We start from the raw sequence: 24,942 nt of genomic DNA on the forward strand, positions 1-24,942 counted from the left end.
GCAACGAAGAAAGAAGGATGTACAATGGTCGTTGGATGGCATCGTCCTACACGGTTACATATCGATACGCAAGCAATTACTGAAAATGTCCAAAATGAATGTCAACGTTTGCCAGAAGGAACTGCTTTATTTGCGGTTGTAAAAGCGAACGGCTATGGGCATGGCGCCGTAGAATCCGCCAAAGCGGCGAAAAAAGGTGGCGCGACAGGTTTTTGTGTCGCCTTATTGGATGAAGCAATTGAATTGAGAGAAGCAGGTGTTCAGGACCCCATTTTAATTTTGAGTGTGGTAGACTTAGCTTATGTGCCTTTGTTGATTCAATATGATTTATCTGTAACGGTAGCTACACAAGAATGGTTAGAAGCTGCTCTTCAACAACTAACGCCTGAGAGTAACACGCCATTACGTGTTCACTTAAAAGTCGATACTGGCATGGGACGGATTGGCTTTTTAACCCCAGAAGAGACTAAGCAAGCAGTGCGGTTTGTTCAATCCCACAAAGAATTTTTATGGGAAGGGATTTTCACTCATTTTTCAACAGCTGATGAAATCGATACAAGCTATTTTGAAAAACAAGCAGGGCGTTTTAAGGCTGTTCTAGCAGTTTTAGAAGAGTTACCTCAGTATGTCCATGTTAGCAATAGTGCGACAGCGTTATGGCATCCTGATGTGCCAGGAAACATGATTCGCTATGGTGTAGCCATGTATGGGTTGAACCCTTCAGGTAATAAGCTGGCCCCAAGCTATGCGTTAAAGCCGGCCTTGAGGTTGACCAGTGAACTCATCCATGTAAAACGCTTAGCGGCTGGCGAAGGAATTGGCTATGGCGAAACCTACGTGACTGAATCCGAAGAGTGGATTGGGACAGTGCCAATCGGTTATGCAGATGGCTGGTTGCGTCATCTCCAAGGATTTACAGTGCTCGTGAATGGCAAGCGTTGCGAAATCGTTGGACGAGTGTGTATGGATCAATGTATGATTCGTTTAGCAGAAGAAGTTCCTGTCGGCTCAGTCGTTACATTAGTTGGAAAAGATGGCAATGAAGAAAATACGTTACAAATGGTAGCCGAAAAATTAGAAACCATTCATTATGAAGTTGCATGTACTTTCTCACAAAGAATCCCCAGAGAATATAACTAGATAGGAGGTTCCACTATGGTCAAACGCGGAGATATTTATTTTGCAGACCTTTCCCCAGTAGTGGGCTCGGAACAAGGTGGCGTCAGACCTGTCCTTGTTGTCCAAAATAACTTAGGTAATCATTTTAGCCCAACGATTATCGTTGCGGCGATCACAGCCAAAATGGCAAAGCCAAAATTGCCAACACATATCGGGATTAATTCTGATGAAACAGGCATTGAAAAAGATTCAGTGATTCTTTTAGAGCAGATTCGAACAATCGATAAGGGCCGCTTGAAAGAAAAAGTTTGTCATTTGAGACTTGATATTATGGAAGAAGTTGATCGTGCCTTAGGCATCAGTGTTGGACTTAGTAGCGATTCAGCCCCAGCAAAAGCAAATTCAGCTACATAAAGAACGATAGCTACTATGAAATCAACAAAGACGAATTGGATTTTTGAAAAAGCAACTGATTGAATTTGGTTTGCTAAACATAGTTTGAGTAAAAGCGAGAGGGATAGCCAAGTGGCATCTCTCTTGTTTTTTTGTTTTGTATTTAAAAAATTAAAATATAAATATAAAATTCAAATTTTTATCATCTTATTTTAAATAAAGTTGTTGGCAAGGCTCAAACGGAATGTTACAATCAATACTATATAGAGTTTTTAAAGAGCGTAACAGGTGATTTTACAAGTTTTGATCGTCGAGTGATGACATAAAGGAGATTATATTTGTATGATGATTGTTGTACTTTTAATGAGTAGTTGCTTATTTTTATTTGTAAGCTATCAATTGTATTTGCGATTACTTGTCGAAAAACTGGATTCAGAGGACAGGACATTAAAGAGGAAAATAAATTTCTATAAGTATCAGAAAAATAGTCGTTTAATGATTTATTTATTGTTTAGTGTTTGTCTACTTAGCGTATTATTGTTAGGAATTGTTTATACATATTATCAATTAAATCAACGAAATATCCACATGGAACAGCGAATCGAGCGTTTGGCACAGGGCCAAGCTGCTCAAGGTGACAAAATAAAAAAACAAGCAATTAAAAAAACAGCCTTAAACCAGTTTCCCTGGAAGCAAGCTGTTTCGACAGAATCGGCCGCTGTCTTGACGAATTATGAATTACAATTAGCGCGTGAATGGCGTCCTTACCTCGGAGAGACGAGTATCACAATAATTAGAAGTGAAAAAACACAAACCTTGACACTGTCTGTTTTTTCAGTTGGTTTAAGTTACCATGAATTTCAAACAGCCCAAGACAACATTTTAGCACTTATTTCAGCATTGAATTCAGTCAAAGAAATTACCATGATTGATTTTAATTTTACTTATCGAGATCAAGAGCAAACCCTTGTCAAATCCATTGATACGTATGCTCGTGAGACACTTGAAACAAATTTGGAGCCTGTCGTGATTAGTTAAAAGGACGAGAGAAAGGACATATAAATGACAAAAAGACGTTTAATCAAAAAAATTAAAGATATTTCGGATGATACGCTTGAAAAAGAAGTCTTTTTTCAGCCAGGATTCGAACCAGAAAAAATAATTAGCGGAATCAAACCAGAACAACAGGAAAAAGAAATGGCGACGTTAAGAGAAAGGCTCGCCTACTATCAGAAAAAAGAAACAGCCTTTAAAAAACTTCAAGAAGAAAATGAGCAATTAAAGAACCAACAAGAAACGGAAAAACAAGCATTAGAAGAAAAAAATCAGGCATTACTTGAAACACTAAATCAAAAAGAACATGAAATTTTTGAATTGGAAGAGCAACTGGAAACAAACAGTGAAACCACGACAGAGACTACCACTCTTCAAACAAATCTGCAAAATGCAGAAAAACAATTAACCACTGTACATAATCAAATGGAACGTTTAGAAAGTGAATTAACGCAGCAAGTGGCAGAATTAGAAAAAGAATCGGCTGAACAGCAACAACATATCCAGACATTACACAACCAGTTAGCAAAAGAAAAAGGAAAGTTGGAGAAAAAAGGGGATATTACAGGAATGGAAAAGCAAGTAGAAACGTTAACGACAGAATTAGAAGAAAGCACAATGACTCAACAAGCATTGCAGGAACAAATTGAAAAACTAACTGTACAATTACAAAAAGTAGAAGCCGAAAAACAAACCTTACAAGAGGCTGCCCAACAAGAAGTGATTGTGAAACAACGCATGGAGGAGTTAAAGAATGAGCTTCAAAATAGTTTACAGCAAAAAAATGAAGCGGAAGTAAAATTAGGGCGACTGCAAGGTGTCAATGACAAACATCTTGCTGAAAAGCAAGTTTACGAAGGGGAATTAGCTGCTCTAAGAAAAGAAGTAGAGGCCAAAGAAGACAGTTTAGAACAAGTTCAAAAAGAATTGAAGACACTACAAGCCGTTTCAAAAAATATTGAACCGAGTAGTGAGCAGTTAACAGAACTGCTACGCGCAAAACAGCAAATTAACGATTTATTAATGAAAAATCAGCAATTACAAGAAGAGGCTTTAAAATCGCAACAAGAAATTGGCGAAGTGATGGTTTCTGCCAAAAAAGAAGCCAATCGGATTGTTAATGAAGCGAAAGTAGAAGCAAAACACCTAATCAATTCCGCAGAATTAGAAATGTTAAATATTGGTAACCGAGCGAAAAGTATTTCGAATGAAGTCGAAGCATCAAAAGTAGAAGTACTTGAGATTTATCGCGAATTAGAGGAACGTTTAACTAAACTGACACGTCTTGAACAAGATAACTATTAATAAAATGGTCAGTAAAAAGTTAACGGGAGCAAGGAAACTACATTGTCTTGGGGTCCTTTTTTTAGCTGTTACACTAAGTGGCTCTGCAGAACGATTACAGGCTGCTGTTGTCTCAAAGGAAGAGCAGTCGCTAAGGCAACCGCTTATTAGGAAAAACACAGTAACAGAGAAGAGCGAATATCTTGCACAAGCAAATCAAAGTATCTGGGAGCTGGCACAAGATGCGCAGAAACCACTGAATCAGTTTATGAAGGAGAACCAGTTACGTAGTAGTTATATAAAAAAAGGAACGCAATTAGTCAAATAGAAAAAAGGAGTAAAGAAAGGAAAAGTTTATTTAAGGAGCTTTTCCTTTTAAGAAAACGATGGAAGAATGGATAAAGCCAGTTATGCGAACAATTCGCCACATTAAGCGCGCCTTCTTGGAGCAAAAGTTGCCTGCGACATATCAGCTAAAAAAGCAAAAGACTAACACAGCAATGGAATATTTGCTTGAGCAAACAGATAACCATCAATCAATAAGAGGACCGAAAAGAAAAATGACCGCTGAAGAGATTAAAAAAAAGCGGCAAGCCTACCAAAAGAAACAACGCATCCAAGTCGTTAAATTTTTTATGCCAGCTATTCTTTTCGCCATTTTTGTGTTCTTTTTTGTGTTAAAGACATCTAGCTACCCAATTGCTGGGCAATCCATGAAGCCGACACTTAACGCAGGGGAACGAGTCTTAGTACAACGGACGAAGCAAGTAACAAGGTACGATGTGATTGCATTTAAAGCACCGTTGGCTAGCACAGGTACGTACGTCAAGCGAATTATCGGGGTTCCTGGTGATCAAATTTGGGTAAACGAGACAAAACTTTATCTTTCGGAAGGACCTACAGCAAGTGATAATGAGGCACTGCCTGAGAATGCCAGTCGTTTTGACTTATCAGAAGAAGCGGCAGCCCAACTTCGCCTGTTTCAGAAGATTCCAGCTGGTCATTACTTTGTCTTAGGGGACAATCGTACGCATTCAAGTGATAGTCGTACGTTCGGCTTTGTCGAGATACAAGCGATTGAAGGAATCGTGGTGTTTAAAATGGCGCCGTTTAAGGAAATAGGGAAAGTAAAATAAAAAGCTTAAGTCAGCCATTTAAGTAGGGCACTTAAGCTTTTTTTTGGAAATTATTTGCCCAATAACAATTGAATGATTTTTTCAATTGATTGCAGGTCATAACGATTACTAATATCCGAAAAAATATAGTAATGGTCATACTGGGCAACGAGCGGGTCATTATTGGTATTCATTAAAAGCAAATCATAATGGTTTTCTGCGTTGTAAGGCTCAATTTTCAGCGGATATTTTCCAGCGATACTCTGTTGTATTTTTTGTGCTACCAACTCGCTATAAGCACTGCTCAGTGAGTGATAAACGCCAATGGTTATTTTTTTTTCATTTAATTCAGCAATGTGATTCAAAATAAGCGTATAATTAATTTCAGTAAATTGATTTTGGTACTTAGAAGTAGTGGCTTCTGTGGCAAAGTTCGTTGTAGCAATTTCCACTAATTCGTAAACTTCACTTTCACTAAAAGGGTGACGTAAGACTTTCAAAAGTGACTGAATCGTCCAATAATCAAAGGGTAAAATAAATCCAGAAAAATAGTAGAGTTGCGCATGTAATTGGAAAAGTAAATTTTCAATATAAAGTAGCCGAATAGGTAGCGCGTAATGGGCTAAATAACCACGTGCTTTAAGGTATGTTAAAATAACCCGGTTCATTTCGTTAAGATACGTTTTTTCAATTCGTTGTTGTTTTGCTAAACGAAAGGCGAAAGCAGCATTCGCAGAATAGTTATGCATGGAACAAAAAAAGTCATAAAACATATAGGCTTCATTGATTGTATATGGACGGTCGATTCTTTTCATATATGTATGTATAGATAAATTAATTTCTTCAAATAAAGGTCGATCGAGTTGCGCATCATGCGGACTAATCGTTGGCAGAGGTTCTAAAACCATACGACGAAAAGAAATTTTCATCCAAAGCTTAATTTGAAGAATTTCTGTATGGTCAAAGGTAATTCTGGGGATTTCTTGTAATATCTCGATTAATCCTAGGTATTGATTGGCCAGTTCTTTTTCTAAATCTGTTTTTTCTTCAAAGATAAACCAGAAAAAATTAAAAAAGAAAAAGCGAATTTGTTTTTCTTCGCCGATAAGTTTTCCTCGTTTGATACATAAATTAAACTCATTGAGTAAGTCATTTAATTCAACAATTTTTCGATAATAGGTAGCAGAGCTAATGGCATAATTCTGTTGGAAATACCCGCCATTTATTTCATTTTTATGGAAGAGTTGCTGGACCATGTGAAACTTAATAGATTTATCTAAGAACAACATGATCATTGCTTTCATGGAAAAGGTAGGCGCTTTATTTAGATATAGAGTGTCACCTAATACTGTTAAGGTGAGGTTTTCTTGAAGTTGCTCTTCTTTCAAAAATTGCTCTAAAAAAGAAAGATACTCATTCAATGTTGGTAAACTAATATTGAAAAAATCTACTAATTCATTTCGTGTCGCTTGACCTTTATTATTATATAGGAACAATAAAATATCATTCATATAATCATAAGGCTTTTCTAAAAAATCTCGTTTTAGCATCGTTACTCACCTCTCTTTTAAGAATACTGTATCTATGATAAAATGGCAATAAACAACTGATAAAAAGATTTTTTTTTGAGGTGTTTTTTATTATCGTTGAGAAAAAGAAATAAAAAGAAAAAACAAAGTATTTAAATGATAACAAAATAATTAAAATGAAGGAGCGATAGAACATGAACAGCGTGGTGAACTTTAGAGATATTGGAGGATTTCCAACGCAACAAGGCACAGTTGTCAAGACAGGGCATTTTTTTCGGAGTGGTGAACTCGTCAATGTTGCACAAGCGGATCAACAGAAACTGGTAGAGGACTATCAAATTAAACGAATCTATGATTTTAGAAGTGCAGCGGAAACGCAAGAACGACCAGATGATTCAATTCAAGGAACCAACTATCTACATATAGATATTTTGGCCGATATTCGGGCGCAGACTGCTTCATTAGAAGGAATGCTTAAAACGGTTGGTTCACCCGATGAAGCAATGGACATGGCTTATAAGGAAATGGTTCTTTCCAATTCGGGCCGCAAAGGTTACCAAACATTTTTTGAAAACTTTTTAAGTTATCCACAGGAAGCTATTTTATTTCATTGTTTCGCAGGAAAAGATCGAACAGGAATCGGCGCAGCCTTGATATTAAGTGCTTTAGGTGTGGAACATTCTTATATTTTAGAAGATTATTTAAAGACGAATGAGCAAAGAAAAACCGCTAACGAGCAAATTATTGCGCAATATCAAGCAAATGGAACGCCTCCAGCAGAAATTCAACAATTAGAAACGCTACTTTATGTGAAAAAAGAGTACTTAGCGACCGCTTTACAGGCGATTGAAAAAGAATTTGGTTCGGTAGAGGGCTATTTAAAAGAGGGACTCGGCTTACCTTTATCCGCCAAAAAAGACATGCTAAGTCTGTACACAAAATCATAGATCCTAAAAAAAGGACTATCCTTTCTAAAAAAGAAGTTTTATAATAGAAAAGAATCTGTTTGTAAGGAGGGATAGGGAATGAAAGAAGGACAAGAACAATTCTTAACGTTCATACTAGATCGAACAAAAGAAGATAAAAAAGAAAAAATGCAAGCGCTACTTGCAGAAATGTTTGAACGCCAACAAACAGGCAAATTAGATAAAATGTACTTGATGACAAAAGCACCAAAACTTTTGGCTTATTTAAAACCAGAAGCCATTGATGAAGTTAAACAAGTCGTTTCGGAATTTTCTAAAAATATGAAATAAACAATCTTAGCTTGAACTTACGACATTTTAAAAATGTGTCGTAACATTCAAGCTTTTGTTTGTTATTCTCTTGTATTTTATGCTAAAGTTATTCAGGCACAAAAAAAAGCAGGTGATTTTATGAAACATATAAAAAATACATGGGAACTATTTATTTTAGATTGGAAAAGAATTTTTAAAAACCCAGTAGCAACATTTTTGATTGTTGCCTTAATGATTATTCCATCATTATATGCATGGTTTAACATTAAAGCACTATGGGATCCGTATTCAAATACAGGAGAGTTACCAATAGCGGTCTATAGTGATGACCAAACAGCAACTTTTCAAGATAAATCGGTCAATATTGGTGATGAAGTCTTGAAAAACTTGAAGAAAAACAAGCAATTAGGTTGGCGTTTTGTTGATTCGAAAAAGGAATTAGACAAAGGGGTCCAATCAGGAAAATATTTTGCCGGGATTTATTTACCTAAAGATTTTTCCAAAGATTTGCTAAGTTTTACTTCTGGTGATATCAATAAACCTAAAATTGAATACTCAATTAACGAAAAAATTAATGCAATTGCGCCGAAAATTACGTCAAAAGGCGCTTCTTCCATTCAGTCACAAATTTCGGAAGAATTCATCAAAACGGCAAGTAGTACGTTAATCAAAACATTCAATGATATTGGCTATGATATTGATAAAAACATGGTTAGCATTCAAAAAGTTAAGAGCATGATTTTAGATACAGATGCCAACATTGGAACCATTGATACGTATGCAAAACAAGTCACAGACTTACATGGTAAGATGCCAGAGCTAAAAGAAAAATTAGCGAAAGCCAACGATGCGATGAAATATTTACCTGAAGTTGATGCTTTAGGAGAGAAGATTGTTGAGCTAAATGGTAAAATGCCAAGCATCAAAGAACAAGCTAGTGTTATTTTGACGTTACAAGAAAAAATTCCAGAAATTCAAAACGCTGGCCGACAAATTGCTATGATTGATGAAGACTTTGCCTCTGTGGAACAAACAATGAGCGAAGGAATCCAAGAAGCAAAACAAGGATTAGAAATCATTCAACAAGTCCAAACGGCGTTACCAGATATTCGTAAACTAGGTGATCAAGCCAATGATTTAGGGAATGTTACATTAGATGGCGCCAATAAATTGCAAGAGGCGTTACCAAGCATTACGAATAGCGTTGAAGTGACTTTGAAATCTATCCAGCAAGTTGCTACAACAACAACTTCTGTAATCGCGACTATTCGTCAAGCGTTAGATGATGGACAGTTAACGCCAGAAGAAAAACAACATATTAATGAAGTAGTACAAGATTTCACAACTAATATCCAACGGCAACAGCAAGCAATTAACGACATTATTGCGTTTATGAAACAACTCCAAGAAAATGCTGGTAATCATGACTTAGATGGTGCGATTGCTCAATTAAGCCATGTAAATGATTTATTAACAGATTTTAGCAATCGCTTGAATCAATTAAATGCTTTAGTCCAAGCGGGTGATATCTCTGGAGTACAAAATTATTTAAATGAGATTGACGAAATGGCAACTAATATTTCTAGTATTGTGGGCAGTGTTGATGTAAACGGAATTAGTAATACCGTTTCAACCATTTTAAACAAACTAATTAGTACCATCCAAAACGCTCAAGGCCAACTAAACAAAGCGCAACAAATTGACTTTGAAGGATTATTGAGCTCAACAAGTCAAACGGTCACTAATGCGATTTCTTTATTAGAAAAATATCAAGCCGAAATGCCGGCAATTAAACAAGAAATTCATGATGCGAATACGATGTTGAATGGCAATATGGAAACCATTGTCAATGGCATTAATCGTGGTGCTGATTTGTACAAAAACGATTTACCAGTCATTCAAGATAAAGTCAGCAAAGCGGCAGCCTTTATGCAAAATGACTATCCAGGTATCCGAAAAGATTTAACGAATACCTTGAAAACAGTCAATGAGAAAATGCCAGATGTTGAAGCGGCCTTAGACAAAGCCAACGAACTAATTATTAATGATTGGCCAAATATCAAAACAGGATTACACAAAGCAGCGAATGCAATCCGTAAAGGTGAAAAAGAAGTTGACTTAGGCGAAATTCTTAAATTACTAAAATTAGATGCCAATAAAGAAAGTGACTTCTTTACACAACCAGTTGAAGTCAAAGAACATGCTGTTTATCCGATTGCTAATAATGGTTCGGCAAGTACGCCATTCTATACAGCTTTGTGTTTATGGGTTGGCGCTGTGTTATTCTCAAGTGTTGCGACAACAGATGTTTATCTTGAAGGAAAAGATAAAAAACGCTTTTCTAAACGGGAACAATTTTCAGCACGGATGTTTACCTTCATTGTCATGGGGATTGGTCAAGCACTGATTGTAACCTTAGGTAATTACTTTGCGTTAGGCGTAGATGTTCGTAATCCAGCGTATAGCGTCTGGTTTGCGGTATTGATTGCCATTACGTTTATGATAATGGTTTATGTGCTCGTTGCTCTCTTTGGCAATGTAGGGAAAGGAATTGCGATAATAATCTTGGTACTATCCATCTCTGGTGGGGGTGGGAACTACCCAATTCAAGTCTCAGGTAAATTCTTCCAAATGATTAATCCGTTCTTGCCGTTTACGCATGCCGTGAACTTGCTAAGGGAATCAGCAGGAGGCATTTACTGGCCAAATGCTTGGTTTGCAATTTGGATTATGGTGGGGATTTCAGTCGTCTTTAGTATTGGCGGTGCAATTCTTTATCCACATCTGGAACACAGATCGAAAAAATTTGCGGCTTTAGCACAAAAGAGCCATTTATTCCATTAAAAAACAAAAAGCTGAAAACGTCTCTAGCGTTTTCGGCTTTTTGTTTTTCTTTATTTTCAAGGCAACCCTAACAAAGAAGTTTTGGGGGCTCTTGCTTTTGACTTTTTGGCAATGCTAAATAATAAAATCTCCCTCAGAAAGTGAGGTTTTTTGTGTACAAATGTATAAAAAGGTTTTATAGTATTTTTTTAAGAAATAAAAAGTGGGTAGGGGTTGTAAAATGATTCAAGCATTGCTTCAACGATATGAGAAAAAAATTGAACGTCGTAAATTGGAAAAACGAACAGCATTCGGTGCTTTTGCCGGGCGGATTGGGCTTGTTTCTAATTTATTTTTATTCGTTAGTAAATTTATGATTGGCTTGCTTTCAGGTAGTGTTTCAATCATGGCAGATGCCATTAATAGCTTGTCCGATACTATTTCTTCAGTTTTAACATTAGTCGGTTTTTATATTGCTGGTAAGCCAGCGGATAAAGAACATCCCTATGGCCATGAACGTTTTGAATATATTAGTGGAATGCTTGTATCATTAGTGATTACGTTTATTGGGTTTGAGTTTCTAACGACCTCCGTTGATCGTATCCTGCATCCAGAATCAATCAAGGTGACACCCATTTTATTTGCTGTTTTAGCTTTGTCAATTGGGATTAAAATTTGGCAAGGGCTGTTTTACAAAAAAGTATCAGCAAAAATTGATTCTCAAGCATTAGTTGCTTCTGCTAAGGACAGCTTCAATGATGTTTATACTACATTAGCTGTTTTGGTTTCTGCATTTATTGAAGGCGTCACTGGTTTGCGAATTGATGGATATATTGGTTTTTTAATTGCTGCATATATTATTTATAGTGGCTTGCAGTTAATTCGCGAATTTATTAATGAGTTGATGGGCATGCGTCCGAGCCAAACAGAAATTGATGAAATGAAAAATGTCTTATCAAAAATGGAAACAATTGTAGGGTATCACGATTTACTGATTCATAATTATGGTCCCAGCCAAACGTTTGCGTCTGTTCACATTGAAATTGATGATCGCTGGGATTTAAATAAAGCCCATCAGACAATCGATGCGATTGAAGCGAAGTTTAAAGAAGAATTAGATGTTAACCTTGTTTGTCATATTGATCCAGTGAATTTGTATGACCCAACACAACAATTTGTTCATCAAACAATCAAAAAGATTATTCGTTCTTTTGATGCGTCTTTAAAAGTCCATGATATCCGCTTAGTTACCCATGGTGAAGAACCGAAGATTTTGTTCGACTTGGTTTTACCTACAGAATCAAAATTATCTGAATTTGAACTGGGTGTGGAAATTCAACGGCAAGTTTATGAAAAAATTGGTCGTTATAAAGTGGAAATTACCTTCGATCATACGTACTTGTTACAATAAAAGGGAATAATTAACTAAGTTTTTAAGCGAGAGCCAAAAGGTCAAATAGACTTTTAGCTCTCGCTTTTTTGTTTAGAGAATGCAAATCCTTTTGTTATCTGGATTCTCTTGATAAGATAAAGGAAGCGGGGGACTTTAAATGAGTGTCTGATTAAAAAAAGATGGTGATTTTTTTATCTTTTTCAGTAACAAAAATCAATTGACTTTTCATTGTGAGAAGCGTAGCATATGGATTTGTTTGATAAAAAATAATGAAAAAAGTGAGCGGGTCACTCTAGAGAAAAGGAGTAGAAAAAAATGGCGGATTTAAAACGACTGTTCATTGGGAAACCATTGAAATCAGCCGAAAATGATGAACATAAATTAAGCAGATTTGCAGCGCTTGCGTTGTTATCTTCTGATGCACTTTCATCCATTGCGTATGGTACAGAACAAATAGTGGTGGTTCTGGTTACTTTGTCGGCGGCTGCGATTTGGTATTCATTGCCAATTGCTGCATTTGTTATTATTTTACTTATTTCTTTAACATTGTCGTACCGACAAATTATTCATGCGTATCCGCATGGCGGCGGTGCATACGTTGTTAGTAGTGAAAACCTCGGCAGAAATGCCGGTTTATTGGCTGGTGGTTCGTTGTTAGTCGATTATATGCTAACAGTAGCCGTTTCAGTTTCAGCGGGCGCAGAGGCGATTATATCGGCGATTCCGGCGTTATATGGGCATCAAGTAGCAATTTCTATTGGGATTGTGATATTGATTACCTTAATGAACTTGAGAGGCCTGCGAGAATCTGCTTCGTTCTTAATGTTGCCAGTGTATAGTTTTATCGCAATTATTACCTTATTGATTGTTGTTGGGCTATTTAAAATTGTGACTGGCGCACAGCCATTGAATGCGACAGCTTTACCAGGAGCCGTGGTTCCAGGAATTTCTATTGCCTTAGTTCTACGGGCTTTTTCATCTGGTTCTTCTTCCTTAACAGGGGTTGAAGCAATCAGTAATGCAGTGCCATTCTTTAAGAAACCACGAGCAAAAAATGCTGCTGGGACGTTAGCGTTAATGGCAACGATTTTAGGGTTCTTCTTCGTGGGGATTACGTTTATTAACTATTGGTATGGGATTGTGCCAAAAGAAGAAGTGACAGTTCTTTCCCAAATTGGGAAAGCGGTCTTTGGTCAAAATATTTTATATTATTTATTACAGTTTGCGACAGCCTTAATTTTAGCGGTTGCCGCTAACACAGGATTCTCAGCCTTTCCAGTTTTGGCTTATAACTTAGCCAAAGATAAGTTTATGCCGCATATGTATATGGATCGTGGCGACCGTTTAGGCTATTCAAACGGTATTTTAACTTTAGCTGCTGGTTCCATTGTTTTATTATTGATTTTCCAAGGTTCCACAGAACGTTTAATCCCATTATATTCAATTGGTGTGTTTATTCCGTTTGCTTTGTCTCAATCGGGGATGGTTGTAAAATGGCGAAAAGAAACTAAAAATTGGTTGCCAAAATCAATTGCTAATATTGTCGGCGCCTTTATCTCTTTCGCGATTATCGCCATTTTGTTTATTTATCGATTAGGGGACATCTGGCCGTTTTTTATTATTATGCCAGTGTTGATTTATGCATTTTATCGGGTCAATACTCACTATAAAAATGTGGCGGAACAGCTACGTTTAGAAGATGGGGCACAGTTACATGAGTTTGACGGGAATACAGTTATTGTTTTAGTAGGGAACGTAACCAAGGCAAATGTCGGCGCCTTGAACTATGCGCGTTCCATTGGTGATTATGTTGTTGCCATGCATGTCTCAATGGATGAAAACGTTGAAAAGGAAAAAGAAATTCAGGAAGAGTTTAAAAAACACTTCCCAGACGTTCGTCTATCAATTGTCCATTCTTCGTATCGCTCACTGCAAAACCCTATCTTACGTTATGTTGATTTAGTTAGTAAAAATGCTACGAAGCATAACTACAGTACAACGGTTTTAGTACCACAATTTGTACCAAATAAACGTTGGCAAAATATTTTGCATAACCAAACAAGTTTACGCTTGCGGATTCGTTTAGCGTGGCGGGAAAATATTATTGTGGCTACCTATAGTTATCACTTGAAAAAATAAATAAAAAAGTCTGCCATTTTGATGGCAGACTTTTTTTATTGACGTAATTGTTTTTGATAAATTCTAGCGCAAGACTGCTCTTCAGTGGTTACCATTGTCAAAAATTCCCAGTCATATCTTTCATAAAAAGTAGTATGGTCTGTAAGCAGATAAAGCTTTTTAAATCCAGAATTAGCAAGAAAATCACCAACTGTTGTTAAAAGAATTCCTGCTAAGCCTTGGTGACGAAATGTTGGTTCGACATACAATGCACAAAGGTTTGGCGTAAGGTCTGCACGATTGTGGAAGTCATTATCAATTACGCCCACGCCTGCAACGATGTCCTGCTGCTTATTCAAGCAGACCCACCAATGTGGTACGTGGTTTTCGCTAGTTAGTATTTCCTGCATACTTGCTTGATACGCTTCAGCGGGGATTTGCCACTTTTGGCTAAACCATTGAGCAGCTGACGGAATTAAGTGTGGCTGTTGGTTTAAATCGATAATAGTATAGTTAGACATTATTGATCTCCTAGATAAAAGAACAGATCCCATTGAAAAGAAACAATGTTGGATCTGCTCTGTATTTTTTATTAATTGGAATGTTTGCTAGCTGGGTCTAAACGACGTTCAATAATCCCTAGAACCCAATCTGTGATAATCGCCATAAAGGCCGTTGGTAAGGCACCGACTAAAATGATAGAAGCACCATCTGTGGCATTGGTTCCACGAATAATAATATCCCCTAAACCACCAGCACCAACGAAAGCACCAATCGCAGTAATCCCGATTGCGACGACTAACGCATTTCGAATACCTGCCATGATTACTGACACAGATAAAGGTAACTCGACCATATAAAGAAGTTGTACTTTTGTCATACCCATTCCTTTACCAACATCTAAAATATTGCGATCCACTTGAATCATGCCAGTGTACGTATTTTTGATGATTGGTAGGAGAGAATAAAGGAAGACCGTTACAACCACCGTGTTGACGCCTAAGCCCATCCCCAACATTAAAATCGAAAGCATTGCCAAAGCTGGTACTGTTTGGATAATGTTCGCTAAACGGATAATCCAGTTGGCTAAGCTACGTTTACGTGAAATCATAATCCCGATAGGAATCCCGACAATTGCAGCAAAGATTACGCCATAAATCGAAATTAAAAAGTGACGTAAAAATTGTTGAAAGACGTAGCCGCCATTTTGTTGGAAATAGTAGATAAATTGTTGGAATAAATTCATATTATTCATCTGTTACTCCCCCTCAAAATAGTTGTTTTCTTTTAAGAAACGTTCGGCTACGACAGCAGGTTCAATTAAATCATTATCTGCTTGATAGTTCAATTCTTGCATTTTTTTGGTAGAAATTTTACCATCTAAGCGATTTAATACATCTTTGATTTCCGGCGTTTCTTTTAATAATTTGTCACTAACCACAGGAGCGGCATCATAAGGCGGGAAGAAGCGCTTGTCATCTTTTAACATGACTAAATCGTAACTACCAATCCGGCCATCTGTTGAGTAACCTAAGATAACGTCCATTTTTCCAGCGTTGACTGCATCGTACACCAAGCCAATTTGCATTGGTAAAATAGATTTAAATTGGAAGTTGTATTCCTTTTTAAAGCCTTCATAACCGTCGCCTTCACGTGTGATCCACGCAGTATCGACACCAGCAACTAATTTGTCTGCGACTTTCCCTAAATCACTGACTGTTTTTAAATTGTATTTCTCAGCCGTTTCTTTTGTAACTAAGAATACATAAGTATTTTCAAATCCATATGAAGGGAACCAAGTTTGTTGATAACGTTTTTCAAATTCTGATTGAACTAGATTGAACGCTTTTTTAGGGTCTTTTTCCGCTGGTAAACCAAGCGTAGTAGTCACGTCAGTACCAGTATAACGAGCTGCAGAAATTGAGGCATCTCCGTTTAACATTGCTTGGTGATTGATGGTAGTAGTGGCTAAGTTGTTAATCACATTTGTTTTTTTATCTGTGTAATGCTCAACCATATCCGCTACAATGCTCCCTAAAATCTGCGCTTCTGAAGTAATCCCACCTGTAATGGCGACAGTGTTATCATCAGAAGTTGAAGCGAGACCAGGTAAAGAACAACCTGCCAATAAAAGTAAACTACTTAAGAAGAGTAAGCTTAACTTGAGTTTCTTTTTCATCATTATTCGCCCTCCCTTAAAGCTTTTGGCGTTAAACGATTTTCTAATAATCCAAGAAGAACATCTGCTAAAAGCGCTAAAATAGTTACCGGAATAGTCCCGCCAAAGATTAATTCTGGCTGATAGTTATTTAATCCACTGAAAATCATATCACCAAGACCACCTGCACCAATATAAGAAGCCAGTGTAGCCCAAGCAATGACATAGACAGCAGCTAAACGAATGCCGGCCATAATTGTTGGCATGGCAATGGGTAATTCAACACTAAAAATAGACTGTAAATTGGTCATGCCCATGCCTTTAGCAACATCTCGGTAATTTTCATCGACATTTTTCATTCCGATATACGTGTTTCTTAAAATAGGTAGAAGGGAATAGATGAATAGCGCGATAATAGCGGGTGTTTTGCCGACACCAAAAATTGGAATCATCAAAGCTAATAAAGCCAACGAAGGAACCGTTTGTAAGGCACTTGTTAAACCAATGACAATATTGGCTACTTTGGGCAAACGTGTTAACCAAACGCCAACGGGCACAGCGATAGCGACCCCTAATAAAAGTGCAAAGAATGAAATATAAATATGTTCAATACTTTTTGAAATCATTTCTGATCCATATTCTTGAAAGAAGCTACTCATTGCTTACGCCTCCTCTTTATCAGTTTCGGACTCGCTTTGTTTTGCTTCTACAGCTTCACTAATCGTTGTTTCATCGCCCCAGATAACATCATAAACAATGTCAACAAGGGAAGCACGTGTTAAGATGCCCACCACTCGTTTTTGTTCATCAACGACTGGCACATATTTTAAGCCACGTTTTAAGATTCTTTGTAAAGCATCACGTAAAAGAGCGGTTTTTTGAACAAAGAAGACATCTTTATTCAAGATATCACCAACACTAGAAGCTTTGCCACGTTGCTGATCTAATGTTTCAACATCGATAAAGCCTTTAAGCACATGGGAATTATCAACAACTAATAAGGTATCAACCCGTTTTTCACGCATCAATTTAATCGCTTCTTGTAAAGATTTTTCCGGCGTGATAGTAATAGCTGAATTTAACATGACTTCATCCACTGTGGTGAAATCAGGTTTGGCTTGTAATAAGCGATCTTCTCCGATGAGTTCTTCTACAAATTCATTGGCTGGATGACGTAAAATATTATCTGGTGTGTCAAATTGAATTACTTTGCCTTCGCTCATAATGGCAATTTTATTTGCTAATTTCAACGCTTCATCCATATCATGGGTAACAAAGACAATCGTTTTTCCTAAACGTTCTTGCAAATCTTTCACTAAATCTTGTAATGAATCACGGGTGATAGGATCTAAAGCACCAAAAGGTTCATCCATTAGAATAATATCTTGATTGGCAGCTAAAGCCCGCACAACGCCGATTCTTTGTTGTTGTCCCCCAGAAAGTTCATTGGGATAGCGGTCCAACATTTCTCGTGGTAACTCAACCAAATCAATCATTTTTTCGGCTATCTTATTGCGTTCTTCCACAGGTACTTTTAATAATTTAGGCACTAAAACGATATTTTCACGAATGGTCATGTGAGGCATCAAGCCGATATTTTGAATGACATAGCCAATTTGGCGACGTAGCTCTACAGGATTGATTTTTTGAATATCTTGGCCATCAATTAAAATTTTTCCTTTTGAAGGGTCGGTCATGCGGTTAAGCATCCGCATTGATGTTGTTTTTCCACTACCACTTGTTCCGATGAAGCAGATAAATTCACCTTTATCGAAAGACAAATTAATGTCATCGACGGCGACTTTTCCGCCTTTATAAAATTTTGATACATGCTGAAATTCTATCAACTTACTCACCTCAACTAAATATTTTGAAAATGTATCTTATTACTAGTATGCTATAAAAATGCGATTTCGACAAATGTAATCTATTTTTAATGGGAAAAAGAAGGCGGTAAAAATTTTTTAATTCGTTCTAAAAAAAAGAAAAGACAACTATTGTTTAGTAAAAGTTGTCTGAACGAAACAAGATGTTAAAAAGAGTATTCTGAGAAGGGGAAAAAGCCGCTATAACAAAGAAAAGTGTCCTTTATAGCAAGTTGACGGGAGCTGAGTTTTTCATTAGAATGGAAAGAGAACAAGGGAATAAAATAAAAAAAGGCGCTTCATGATTTAGCGGCAACTAAATCACGAAGCCTTGAATAGTCACCTGTGCAAGTGGACCATCAAGTTGCCCGTTCAATCAATGGAAACCATTGATCACTTTTATTTTACTGAATTTTTGAAAAAATTACCAGTTTTTTTAAGAAGTAAGAAGTGGAAGAACGAAGGATGCTTTTTATGGAATGTGCAATGACGTTCAGAAAAATCTGAAGGTCATTTTTTATTCTCTTGTTCAAACATTCAAACATAGGGGAAGAGAGACGGACGTAATTTTGTCACCGATTATTACGTCCGTTTTCCGCTGTCTTCTGAAGCGTTGGTTACATGTCTTTGTAGAGGTTGGCTTCAATTGCAGTCCGTTTTGGTTCTAAAAAAGGCGGTAAAGCCAATGTTTCCCCTAAATGTTCCAGAGGCTCATCCAATGTAAAGCCAGGAGCCAAAGTAGCAAATTCAACCCGATTCCCGCCTGGTTCACGAATGTATAAACTTTTAAAATATCCACGACTTACATACATTTCAATCTCCCAGCCTTGTGCTAAAGCGCGCGTGTGTAGTTCTTGTAATGCTTCATCATCAGCCACAGAAAAAGCGATATGATCCATACTACCACGCCCCATTCGACTTGTTTTATCCGACGTTGTTTGATGAACAGAAAAGCTTTCCGTCTCACTTAAAATAATCGTATTGCCAACTGCTTGCCAACCAAGAAATGTTTCAAAAAAGGCCAAGGTTTTTTCAGAATCTGGTACATGAAATTCAGTAGAGGCCAAACCGATAATTTGAACCGCTGCTGGAATGTCGTTAGAAACAACGAGTGTTTCTTTTAATGGATTTTCAGGAACTTCTGTCAGGATAATATGCGTATCATCTGGATCACTGAAATGGAGGCTCTTTTCTTTTTTGTTAAATGGAATTTTGTTTTCTGTTAAACGTTGTTCCCAAAAGGAAAGGCTGTTTTGGGGAATTTTTAAGCCAATCGTGGCTAAATAATTTTTTTCTTCATAGCGGTTGCCTAATAAGGGCACGATAAAAAAAGTTACTAAGCTTCCCGGCGTGCCTTGATAATCGCCATAAAAATAATGAGGCATGCGATTGTTGTCTTGATTGACGGTATTTTTGACAAAACGTAAGCCTAACAATTTTGTATAGAATGATTGGTTTTCTTGACTATGACGCGCTAATAGTGAAACATGATGAAATTGAGCATGCATTTTGAGTTCCTCCTCTAAATAACTATGTATACTTACTTAAAGTAAGTATAGAGCTTCTGACATTTTTTGACAACTATTTAGTTTGATTCAGAAGGCTGACATAGCCAGAAACAAGAAAAAGTGTTAGAATAACCAAGATAAAAACTAGTAGAAAGAGTGACGGAAATGCTAAGTACAGAAGATTTTGATTTTGATTTACCAGAAGAATTAATTGCTCAAACCCCACTAAAAGATCGCGCTAGTTCACGATTATTAGTTGTAAATAAAGAAACAGGAGACATGGAGGATAAACATTTCCATGATATTCTTGATGAATTACAGCCTGGGGATGCATTAGTCATGAATAATACCCGGGTACTGCCGGCCCGTTTATATGGAGAAAAACCTGAAACAGGCGGTCATTTGGAAGTTTTACTTTTAACAAATACAGAAGGCGATACATGGGAAACCTTGATTAAACCTGCGAAACGTGCAAAAGTCGGCACGGAAATTCAATTTGGCGATGGTCGCCTAAAAGCGGTGGTTAAAGAAGAGTTGGAACATGGTGGTCGAATCATTGAATTTAAATATGATGGTATTTTCTTAGAAATTTTAGAATCGTTAGGAGAAATGCCATTGCCGCCATATATCAAAGAACGTCTAGATGACCCAGATCGTTATCAAACGGTTTATGCTGAAGAAAATGGTTCAGCTGCAGCACCAACAGCGGGTTTGCATTTTACAAAAGAACTATTAGAAGAGATCAAAGCAAAAGGTGTTCATCTCGTTTATTTAACGTTACATGTCGGTTTAGGAACATTCCGTCCCGTGAGCGTTGATAATATAGAAGAACATCATATGCATAGCGAATTCTATCGTTTAACTGAAGAAGCGGCTAAGCAATTAAATGAAGTACGCCAAGCAGGCGGTCGGATTGTTGCGGTTGGAACAACTTCTATTCGTACGTTGGAAACAATTGGCACAAAATTTAATGGTGAAATCCAGGCTGACAGTGGCTGGACCGATATTTTTATCACACCAGGGTATCAATTTAAAGTTGTAGAGGCTTTTTCAACGAACTTCCATTTACCAAAATCTACGTTAGTGATGCTTGTGAGTGCCTTTGCAGGAAAAGACTTAACATTGGCTGCTTACCAACATGCTATTGAGGAAAAATATCGTTTCTTTAGTTTTGGCGATGCAATGTTTATTAAATAAGCGACACTTTGTGAGCAGAATACTTGGGATTGAAACAAAAATATATTATGATAAACACGTGATTTTTGGAATCACAGTAAAGGTGTGCTTTATTTTTTCTTCCCCTGTAAATAATAAAGTTAGAAACCAAAACGCTACTAGAGCAAAAATGCTTAGTAGACAATCTTAGAATAAAAAGAACGACGCAACCACGGTTGCGCCGTTCTTTTTTTATGTAAGCAAAGATTAATTATTGAAACAACAATACGAAGAAGTGCTTTCTTCGTATTGCCGGTACTAAGTTGTACCTCGGCAACTCCAAGTACAATCAGAAAAATTGTCTTGTTAAGTACAGCTTATACTGTTTAGGCTTCTTGTTCTACATCGTCATTCAGTGTTTCTTTGAAGGTGAACACATCATCAATGGTTACGCCAAAGACGTTCGCGATGTCATGCGCAAGAAGTAATGAAGGATTGTACTTGTTTCGTTCCAGTTGAATAATTGTTTGTCGAGAGACACCGACTCGATTGGCCAAATCTTGCTGGGTCATACGAGCCATAGCACGATAAACATGAATTGAACTTTCAAACGAAGATTTTTTCTTTTTTCGCATAGCATTCCCTCCTTTAAAAGAAGATAAAATAGAATGTGCACCTTGAATATAACACATATGATTATTTGATACAAATATATTTTATTGCCTAAAAGAAAAAACCGAGCTTAAATTTAAGCTCGGCCTTGTTAACGGGAGGACATCAATTGGTTGAACAAGTGTTTACATTTCGCGATACATGTAAAGCAAAAGGTGAACGTGATGTGGTGAAACTAAAACCTTGTTTTCATACAGTTTCGACGCTTGGATGGTGGATAACTTGCGTTAGGTGATAACAGATAGGGTAAATGCTTTATAGAAACTCCATCCTTCTATAACCTTTCCCTATTTTCCGATACGAGTTATCACTAACAATTACTCTACACGTATTGTTTACAGGTGAATCTTGCAATTCTAACAACTTTGAGTTTACCGATTTTTATCTACTGAGAAAATCTTCAACCAATTGATTTGCATGTCCTCCTTACACTTAAAGAATAGCACCTTTTGGAAGCGTTTGCAAGTTATAACACTTATTAATAAGATTAAATATAATATTTTTCTGGTTATTTTATAACATGTAAAATAAATAATCGTGTGAACCAAATAACGTTGTATTTTTTTGTTGTTTTTGTGTTGAATATATAGAAATAAACTTTTTTTTATCAGACAAAATGAAAAAAATGTCCATTGCTTTTTGGCTGAATTCGTTTCCTTTTTCATAAAATTCCCATAATCAAATAGAAACATTGCTGTAGCAACAACGAAAATACCAGTTTTTTCTGGACATATGAGAGAACGCTAAGCCAAAGATGAAAAAAGTTGCGTGTTCAAAAAAAATCATGTTATATTTAATAGAGACACTATTATATAGGAAGAAAAAATTAGAGGGGGAATAGGATGGAAGCTTACAAGCAAACTGTCGATACTGTCACAAAAGAAGTTTCAGTCAATACTGAAACTGGTTTAACACAACAAGAGGCCCAACAACGGCTGAAAGAAAATGGCCGCAATCAATTTGAAGAGGCTAAGAAGGATTCTGTGTTAAAGAAATTCATTCACAGTTTATCTGATTTTACGACGATTATTTTATTAGTTGCTGCGGCAATTTCGTTTTATACAGCAATCGTAACAGAACATGGCGAATATTTTGAAGGAATCTTAATTATTGCAATTGTGATTATCAATGCTGTTTTAGCCATTGTTCAAGAAGGAAATGCTGAAAAATCTCTGGCGGCTTTACAAGACATGAACAAGCAAAGTAGTGCAGTCTTACGAGATGGCAAGGTAATCGAAGTCGATGCTGAAGAACTAGTAGTAGGAGATGTTCTAGTTCTTGAAGCTGGTTCAATGATTACAGCCGATGCACGACTTATTCAAGCTTCTCAAATGCGCGTAGAAGAGTCAGCACTAACAGGTGAAAGTGAACCTGTTGAAAAAGATCCTACATACGTGGGGCATGACGATGATGGCTTAGGAGATCAAATAAATATGATTTTCAAAGGCTGTACCGTTGTGAATGGCCGCGGACGAGCAGTAGTAACTGCAACAGGAATGAATACAGAAATGGGTAAAATTGCTGGGTTACTGAATAACAGCGATCAGCAAAAAACACCATTACAAAAACGCTTGAATCAATTAGGCAAACGTATTAGTTTGTTAGCCTTAGGGGCTGCAGCAATTGTTTTCATTATTGGTGAACTGCAAGGAGAACCGCTTCTTGAAATGTTTATGACAGCCGTTTCCTTAGCGGTGGCAGCTGTACCAGAAACACTAACCGTGATTGTAACGTTAACCTTAGCATATGGTGTTCAAAAAATGGCTAAGAAACATGCGATTATTCGTCGATTGCCAGCAGTAGAAACGCTAGGAACTGCGAATGTTATCTGTTCTGATAAGACAGGAACACTGACACAAAATAAAATGCGCGTCCGCCGAGTATGGCATCGTGGTGATGAAGTAACGGATACGGAAGATGCCATGACCGATGAAGCCATGGAAGTATTGAAAATGGCTGCTTTATGTACAGATGTTATTGTGGAAAAAGAAGGCGATGAACTAACTGTTACAGGGAATCCGACAGAAGCGGCAATTGTTCGTGCTGTCGAAGAAAATTATCATACGAAAGAAGAACTTGAAGAAAAATATCCTCGTATTGGTGAAATTTCCTTTGATTCAGAACGAAAAATGATGACTACGGTCCATCAATGGGGGAAAAAGCACATCTCAATTACTAAAGGAGCCTTTGATGTGTTACTACCTCGTTTTGGTTTCGGGGATGTCGATCAAGCGGCTATTGTTAATGATCGTTTCGGAAAACGAGCGTTACGAGTTATTGCTGTCGGTTATGCCGTATATGATGAACCACCCAAGGAAATTACATCGGAGGCTTTAGAAAAAAATCTTCGCTTGTTAGGCTTAATTGGCATGATTGATCCACCACGTCCAGAAAGTAAGGGCGCCATTGCTCGTGCGAAAAAAGCTGGAATTAAAACAGTCATGATTACTGGTGATCACGTGGTAACTGCCAGTGCAATTGCTAAAGAATTAGGGATTTTAAAAGATAAAAGTGAAGCCTTATCTGGTTCAGAACTGAAAAAAATGAGTGATGAAGAATTAGATAAACGGGTTAAAGATTTATCCGTTTATGCACGTGTAACCCCTGAAGATAAAATTCGAATTGTTCAATCATGGCAACGTTCTGGCGCTGTTGTAGCAATGACCGGAGATGGCGTGAATGATGCGCCAGCCTTGAAAGCTAGTGATGTCGGTTGCGCAATGGGGATTACTGGAACAGATGTGGCCCAAGGCGCTTCAGATATGATTTTGACGGACGATAACTTTGCAACTATTGTTGATGCGGTTGCGCAAGGACGTGCCGTGTACCGAAACATTCGTAAAGCCATTAACTTCTTGTTAAGCTGTAATATTTCTGAGATTTTTATTGTTTTAATTGCCATGTTACTTGGTTGGGGTGCGCCATTTACTGCAGTTCAACTGTTGTTTGTTAACGTGGTTGCAGATGGGTTACCTGGTTTTGCATTAGGAAAAGAACCAGCGGAAAAAGGAATTATGGATGAGGCACCAATCCCTAAAAACGAAGGGATTTTTGCACGAGGCTTATGGCAAAAGATTGGGATTAATGCAGCAGTGTTCACAGTCATTACTTTGTTTGGTTTTTACCTAGGTGCCTTTGTACCAGGTGTTTCAGCCTATGTTTCAAACAGCTATGAAGTTGGACAAACAGTGGCATTTTTAATCTTAGCTTATTCCTCTATCTTACATGTCTTTAATGTTCGTAGTGCGAACTCTGTTTTCCGTGTAAAATTATCAAGCAACAAGTCGCTCTTTGAAATGGTCGTTTTAGCATTACTAATTACCACAACCATTGCTTTATTACCATTCACACAAGAACTATTTGGATTAGTGCATATTAGTTTAAATCATTGGATGTTAGCAATTTTCCTATCCTTTGTGCCAATTTTCGTCAATGAAATGATTAAGTTCCATTTCTCTGAAGTTGAAGAGGAAGAAGAAGTGATTTAAATTTAACAGGAATAAAAGGAGCTACTTTTGT

The 24,942-nt window shown here is 37.2% G+C and carries 21 protein-coding genes; 13 read left to right on the top strand and 8 right to left on the bottom strand.

Translation table 11 applies throughout. From position 1 onward, the window contains the following. Positions 1 to 24: 24 nt before the first annotated feature. The 6 genes from alr (at position 25) to lepB (ending at position 4,985) form a co-directional block, all read left to right on the top strand. Complete coding sequence (gene alr / locus IGK70_RS02910) at positions 25 to 1,140, top strand: alanine racemase (protein ID WP_002419384.1); 1,116 nt, start codon at positions 25 to 27, stop codon at positions 1,138 to 1,140. A gap of 15 nt (positions 1,141 to 1,155) precedes the next feature. After that, entirely contained in the window at positions 1,156 to 1,533 is a 378-nt protein-coding gene (locus IGK70_RS02915; protein ID WP_002355729.1) for a type II toxin-antitoxin system PemK/MazF family toxin, read from the top strand. A gap of 321 nt (positions 1,534 to 1,854) precedes the next feature. After that, the gene (locus IGK70_RS02920; protein ID WP_104855504.1) at positions 1,855 to 2,550 is read left to right on the top strand and encodes a hypothetical protein; all 696 of its coding nucleotides are present in this window, start codon (positions 1,855 to 1,857) and stop codon (positions 2,548 to 2,550) included. Between the two features lie 24 nt (positions 2,551 to 2,574). Then, entirely contained in the window at positions 2,575 to 3,870 is a 1,296-nt protein-coding gene (locus IGK70_RS02925; RefSeq protein WP_104855503.1) for a hypothetical protein, read from the top strand. Then, on the top strand, positions 3,851 to 4,177 hold the full coding sequence (locus tag IGK70_RS02930; RefSeq protein ID WP_104855502.1) for a hypothetical protein: 327 nt from the start codon (positions 3,851 to 3,853) through the stop codon (positions 4,175 to 4,177). Before IGK70_RS02925 ends, IGK70_RS02930 begins: the two co-directional genes overlap by 20 nt. Before the next feature lie 58 nt (positions 4,178 to 4,235). Next, on the top strand, positions 4,236 to 4,985 hold the full coding sequence (gene lepB / locus IGK70_RS02935) for a signal peptidase I (RefSeq protein WP_162783049.1): 750 nt from the start codon (positions 4,236 to 4,238) through the stop codon (positions 4,983 to 4,985). Positions 4,986 to 5,035: 50 nt separating this feature from the next. On the opposite strand, the gene IGK70_RS02940 is transcribed toward lepB, so the two are convergent. Continuing rightward, the gene (locus tag IGK70_RS02940) at positions 5,036 to 6,514 is read right to left on the bottom strand and encodes a helix-turn-helix domain-containing protein (RefSeq protein ID WP_104855501.1); all 1,479 of its coding nucleotides are present in this window, start codon (positions 6,512 to 6,514) and stop codon (positions 5,036 to 5,038) included. A 173-nt stretch (positions 6,515 to 6,687) separates the two neighbouring features. Here IGK70_RS02940 and IGK70_RS02945 point away from each other — a divergent pair, with 173 nt between their 5' ends. From IGK70_RS02945 to IGK70_RS02965, 5 genes are all read left to right on the top strand, one after another. Then, positions 6,688 to 7,440, top strand: coding sequence for a tyrosine-protein phosphatase (locus IGK70_RS02945; protein WP_002407693.1), 753 nt, complete (start codon positions 6,688 to 6,690; stop codon positions 7,438 to 7,440). Positions 7,441 to 7,518: 78 nt separating this feature from the next. Next, positions 7,519 to 7,749, top strand: coding sequence for a hypothetical protein (locus IGK70_RS02950; protein ID WP_002355737.1), 231 nt, complete (start codon positions 7,519 to 7,521; stop codon positions 7,747 to 7,749). A 120-nt stretch (positions 7,750 to 7,869) separates the two neighbouring features. After that, on the top strand, positions 7,870 to 10,575 hold the full coding sequence (locus IGK70_RS02955; protein ID WP_104855509.1) for a YhgE/Pip domain-containing protein: 2,706 nt from the start codon (positions 7,870 to 7,872) through the stop codon (positions 10,573 to 10,575). Between the two features lie 220 nt (positions 10,576 to 10,795). Beyond that, positions 10,796 to 11,965 carry a cation diffusion facilitator family transporter gene (locus tag IGK70_RS02960; protein WP_002391646.1) on the top strand — a complete coding sequence of 390 codons (1,170 nt, stop codon included), beginning with the start codon at positions 10,796 to 10,798 and terminating at the stop codon, positions 11,963 to 11,965. A gap of 297 nt (positions 11,966 to 12,262) precedes the next feature. Continuing rightward, positions 12,263 to 14,086 (top strand): APC family permease, encoded by a 1,824-nt coding sequence (locus IGK70_RS02965; RefSeq protein ID WP_002379167.1) that lies wholly within the window; start codon positions 12,263 to 12,265, stop codon positions 14,084 to 14,086. A gap of 35 nt (positions 14,087 to 14,121) precedes the next feature. Here the strand turns inward: IGK70_RS02965 and IGK70_RS02970 are convergent, their stop codons facing one another. From IGK70_RS02970 to IGK70_RS02995, 6 genes are all read right to left on the bottom strand, one after another. Next, positions 14,122 to 14,586, bottom strand: coding sequence for a GNAT family N-acetyltransferase (locus IGK70_RS02970; RefSeq protein ID WP_033601094.1), 465 nt, complete (start codon positions 14,584 to 14,586; stop codon positions 14,122 to 14,124). A gap of 71 nt (positions 14,587 to 14,657) precedes the next feature. Continuing rightward, positions 14,658 to 15,320, bottom strand: a complete 663-nt coding sequence (locus IGK70_RS02975; RefSeq protein ID WP_002363261.1) for an ABC transporter permease — start codon at positions 15,318 to 15,320, stop codon at positions 14,658 to 14,660. A 3-nt stretch (positions 15,321 to 15,323) separates the two neighbouring features. Then, positions 15,324 to 16,244, bottom strand: a complete 921-nt coding sequence (locus tag IGK70_RS02980) for an osmoprotectant ABC transporter substrate-binding protein (protein WP_002355743.1) — start codon at positions 16,242 to 16,244, stop codon at positions 15,324 to 15,326. 2 nt (positions 16,245 to 16,246) lie between these two features. Further along, positions 16,247 to 16,882 (bottom strand): ABC transporter permease, encoded by a 636-nt coding sequence (locus IGK70_RS02985; RefSeq protein ID WP_002355744.1) that lies wholly within the window; start codon positions 16,880 to 16,882, stop codon positions 16,247 to 16,249. 3 nt (positions 16,883 to 16,885) lie between these two features. Continuing rightward, positions 16,886 to 18,079 (bottom strand): betaine/proline/choline family ABC transporter ATP-binding protein, encoded by a 1,194-nt coding sequence (locus IGK70_RS02990; RefSeq protein ID WP_002355745.1) that lies wholly within the window; start codon positions 18,077 to 18,079, stop codon positions 16,886 to 16,888. 626 nt (positions 18,080 to 18,705) lie between these two features. Further along, positions 18,706 to 19,596, bottom strand: coding sequence for a ring-cleaving dioxygenase (locus tag IGK70_RS02995; protein WP_104874244.1), 891 nt, complete (start codon positions 19,594 to 19,596; stop codon positions 18,706 to 18,708). Between the two features lie 165 nt (positions 19,597 to 19,761). On the opposite strand from IGK70_RS02995, the gene queA reads away from it, so the two are divergent. Continuing rightward, a complete protein-coding gene (gene queA, locus IGK70_RS03000; protein ID WP_002355747.1) occupies positions 19,762 to 20,793 on the top strand; it encodes a tRNA preQ1(34) S-adenosylmethionine ribosyltransferase-isomerase QueA in 1,032 nt (343 codons plus the stop codon). A 344-nt stretch (positions 20,794 to 21,137) separates the two neighbouring features. Here the strand turns inward: queA and IGK70_RS03005 are convergent, their stop codons facing one another. Next, a complete protein-coding gene (locus tag IGK70_RS03005; protein ID WP_002355748.1) occupies positions 21,138 to 21,443 on the bottom strand; it encodes a helix-turn-helix transcriptional regulator in 306 nt (101 codons plus the stop codon). A gap of 822 nt (positions 21,444 to 22,265) precedes the next feature. On the opposite strand from IGK70_RS03005, the gene IGK70_RS03010 reads away from it, so the two are divergent. Then, on the top strand, positions 22,266 to 24,911 hold the full coding sequence (locus tag IGK70_RS03010) for a calcium-translocating P-type ATPase, PMCA-type (protein WP_438775162.1): 2,646 nt from the start codon (positions 22,266 to 22,268) through the stop codon (positions 24,909 to 24,911). Positions 24,912 to 24,942 lie beyond the last annotated feature (31 nt).

Origin of the sequence: Enterococcus sp. DIV0358 (assembly GCF_051713465.1) — a bacterium.
Taxonomy (GTDB): Bacteria; Bacillota; Bacilli; order Lactobacillales; family Enterococcaceae; genus Enterococcus; species Enterococcus faecalis.

Coding starts and splice junctions, on each gene's coding strand:
- IGK70_RS02950 (WP_002355737.1), top strand. CDS start 7,519: ATGAAAGAAGGACAAGAACAATTCTTAACGTTCATACTAGATCGAACA.
- IGK70_RS02980 (WP_002355743.1), bottom strand. CDS start 16,244: ATGAAAAAGAAACTCAAGTTAAGCTTACTCTTCTTAAGTAGTTTACTT.
- IGK70_RS02985 (WP_002355744.1), bottom strand. CDS start 16,882: ATGAGTAGCTTCTTTCAAGAATATGGATCAGAAATGATTTCAAAAAGT.
- IGK70_RS02960 (WP_002391646.1), top strand. CDS start 10,796: ATGATTCAAGCATTGCTTCAACGATATGAGAAAAAAATTGAACGTCGT.
- IGK70_RS02955 (WP_104855509.1), top strand. CDS start 7,870: ATGAAACATATAAAAAATACATGGGAACTATTTATTTTAGATTGGAAA.
- IGK70_RS02940 (WP_104855501.1), bottom strand. CDS start 6,514: ATGCTAAAACGAGATTTTTTAGAAAAGCCTTATGATTATATGAATGAT.
- queA (WP_002355747.1), top strand. CDS start 19,762: ATGCTAAGTACAGAAGATTTTGATTTTGATTTACCAGAAGAATTAATT.
- IGK70_RS02965 (WP_002379167.1), top strand. CDS start 12,263: ATGGCGGATTTAAAACGACTGTTCATTGGGAAACCATTGAAATCAGCC.
- IGK70_RS02995 (WP_104874244.1), bottom strand. CDS start 19,596: ATGCATGCTCAATTTCATCATGTTTCACTATTAGCGCGTCATAGTCAA.
- IGK70_RS02925 (WP_104855503.1), top strand. CDS start 2,575: ATGACAAAAAGACGTTTAATCAAAAAAATTAAAGATATTTCGGATGAT.
- IGK70_RS03005 (WP_002355748.1), bottom strand. CDS start 21,443: ATGTGTTATATTCAAGGTGCACATTCTATTTTATCTTCTTTTAAAGGA.
- alr (WP_002419384.1), top strand. CDS start 25: ATGGTCGTTGGATGGCATCGTCCTACACGGTTACATATCGATACGCAA.
- IGK70_RS02945 (WP_002407693.1), top strand. CDS start 6,688: ATGAACAGCGTGGTGAACTTTAGAGATATTGGAGGATTTCCAACGCAA.
- IGK70_RS02975 (WP_002363261.1), bottom strand. CDS start 15,320: ATGAATAATATGAATTTATTCCAACAATTTATCTACTATTTCCAACAA.
- IGK70_RS02970 (WP_033601094.1), bottom strand. CDS start 14,586: ATGTCTAACTATACTATTATCGATTTAAACCAACAGCCACACTTAATT.
- lepB (WP_162783049.1), top strand. CDS start 4,236: ATGGAAGAATGGATAAAGCCAGTTATGCGAACAATTCGCCACATTAAG.
- IGK70_RS03010 (WP_438775162.1), top strand. CDS start 22,266: ATGGAAGCTTACAAGCAAACTGTCGATACTGTCACAAAAGAAGTTTCA.
- IGK70_RS02915 (WP_002355729.1), top strand. CDS start 1,156: ATGGTCAAACGCGGAGATATTTATTTTGCAGACCTTTCCCCAGTAGTG.
- IGK70_RS02920 (WP_104855504.1), top strand. CDS start 1,855: ATGATGATTGTTGTACTTTTAATGAGTAGTTGCTTATTTTTATTTGTA.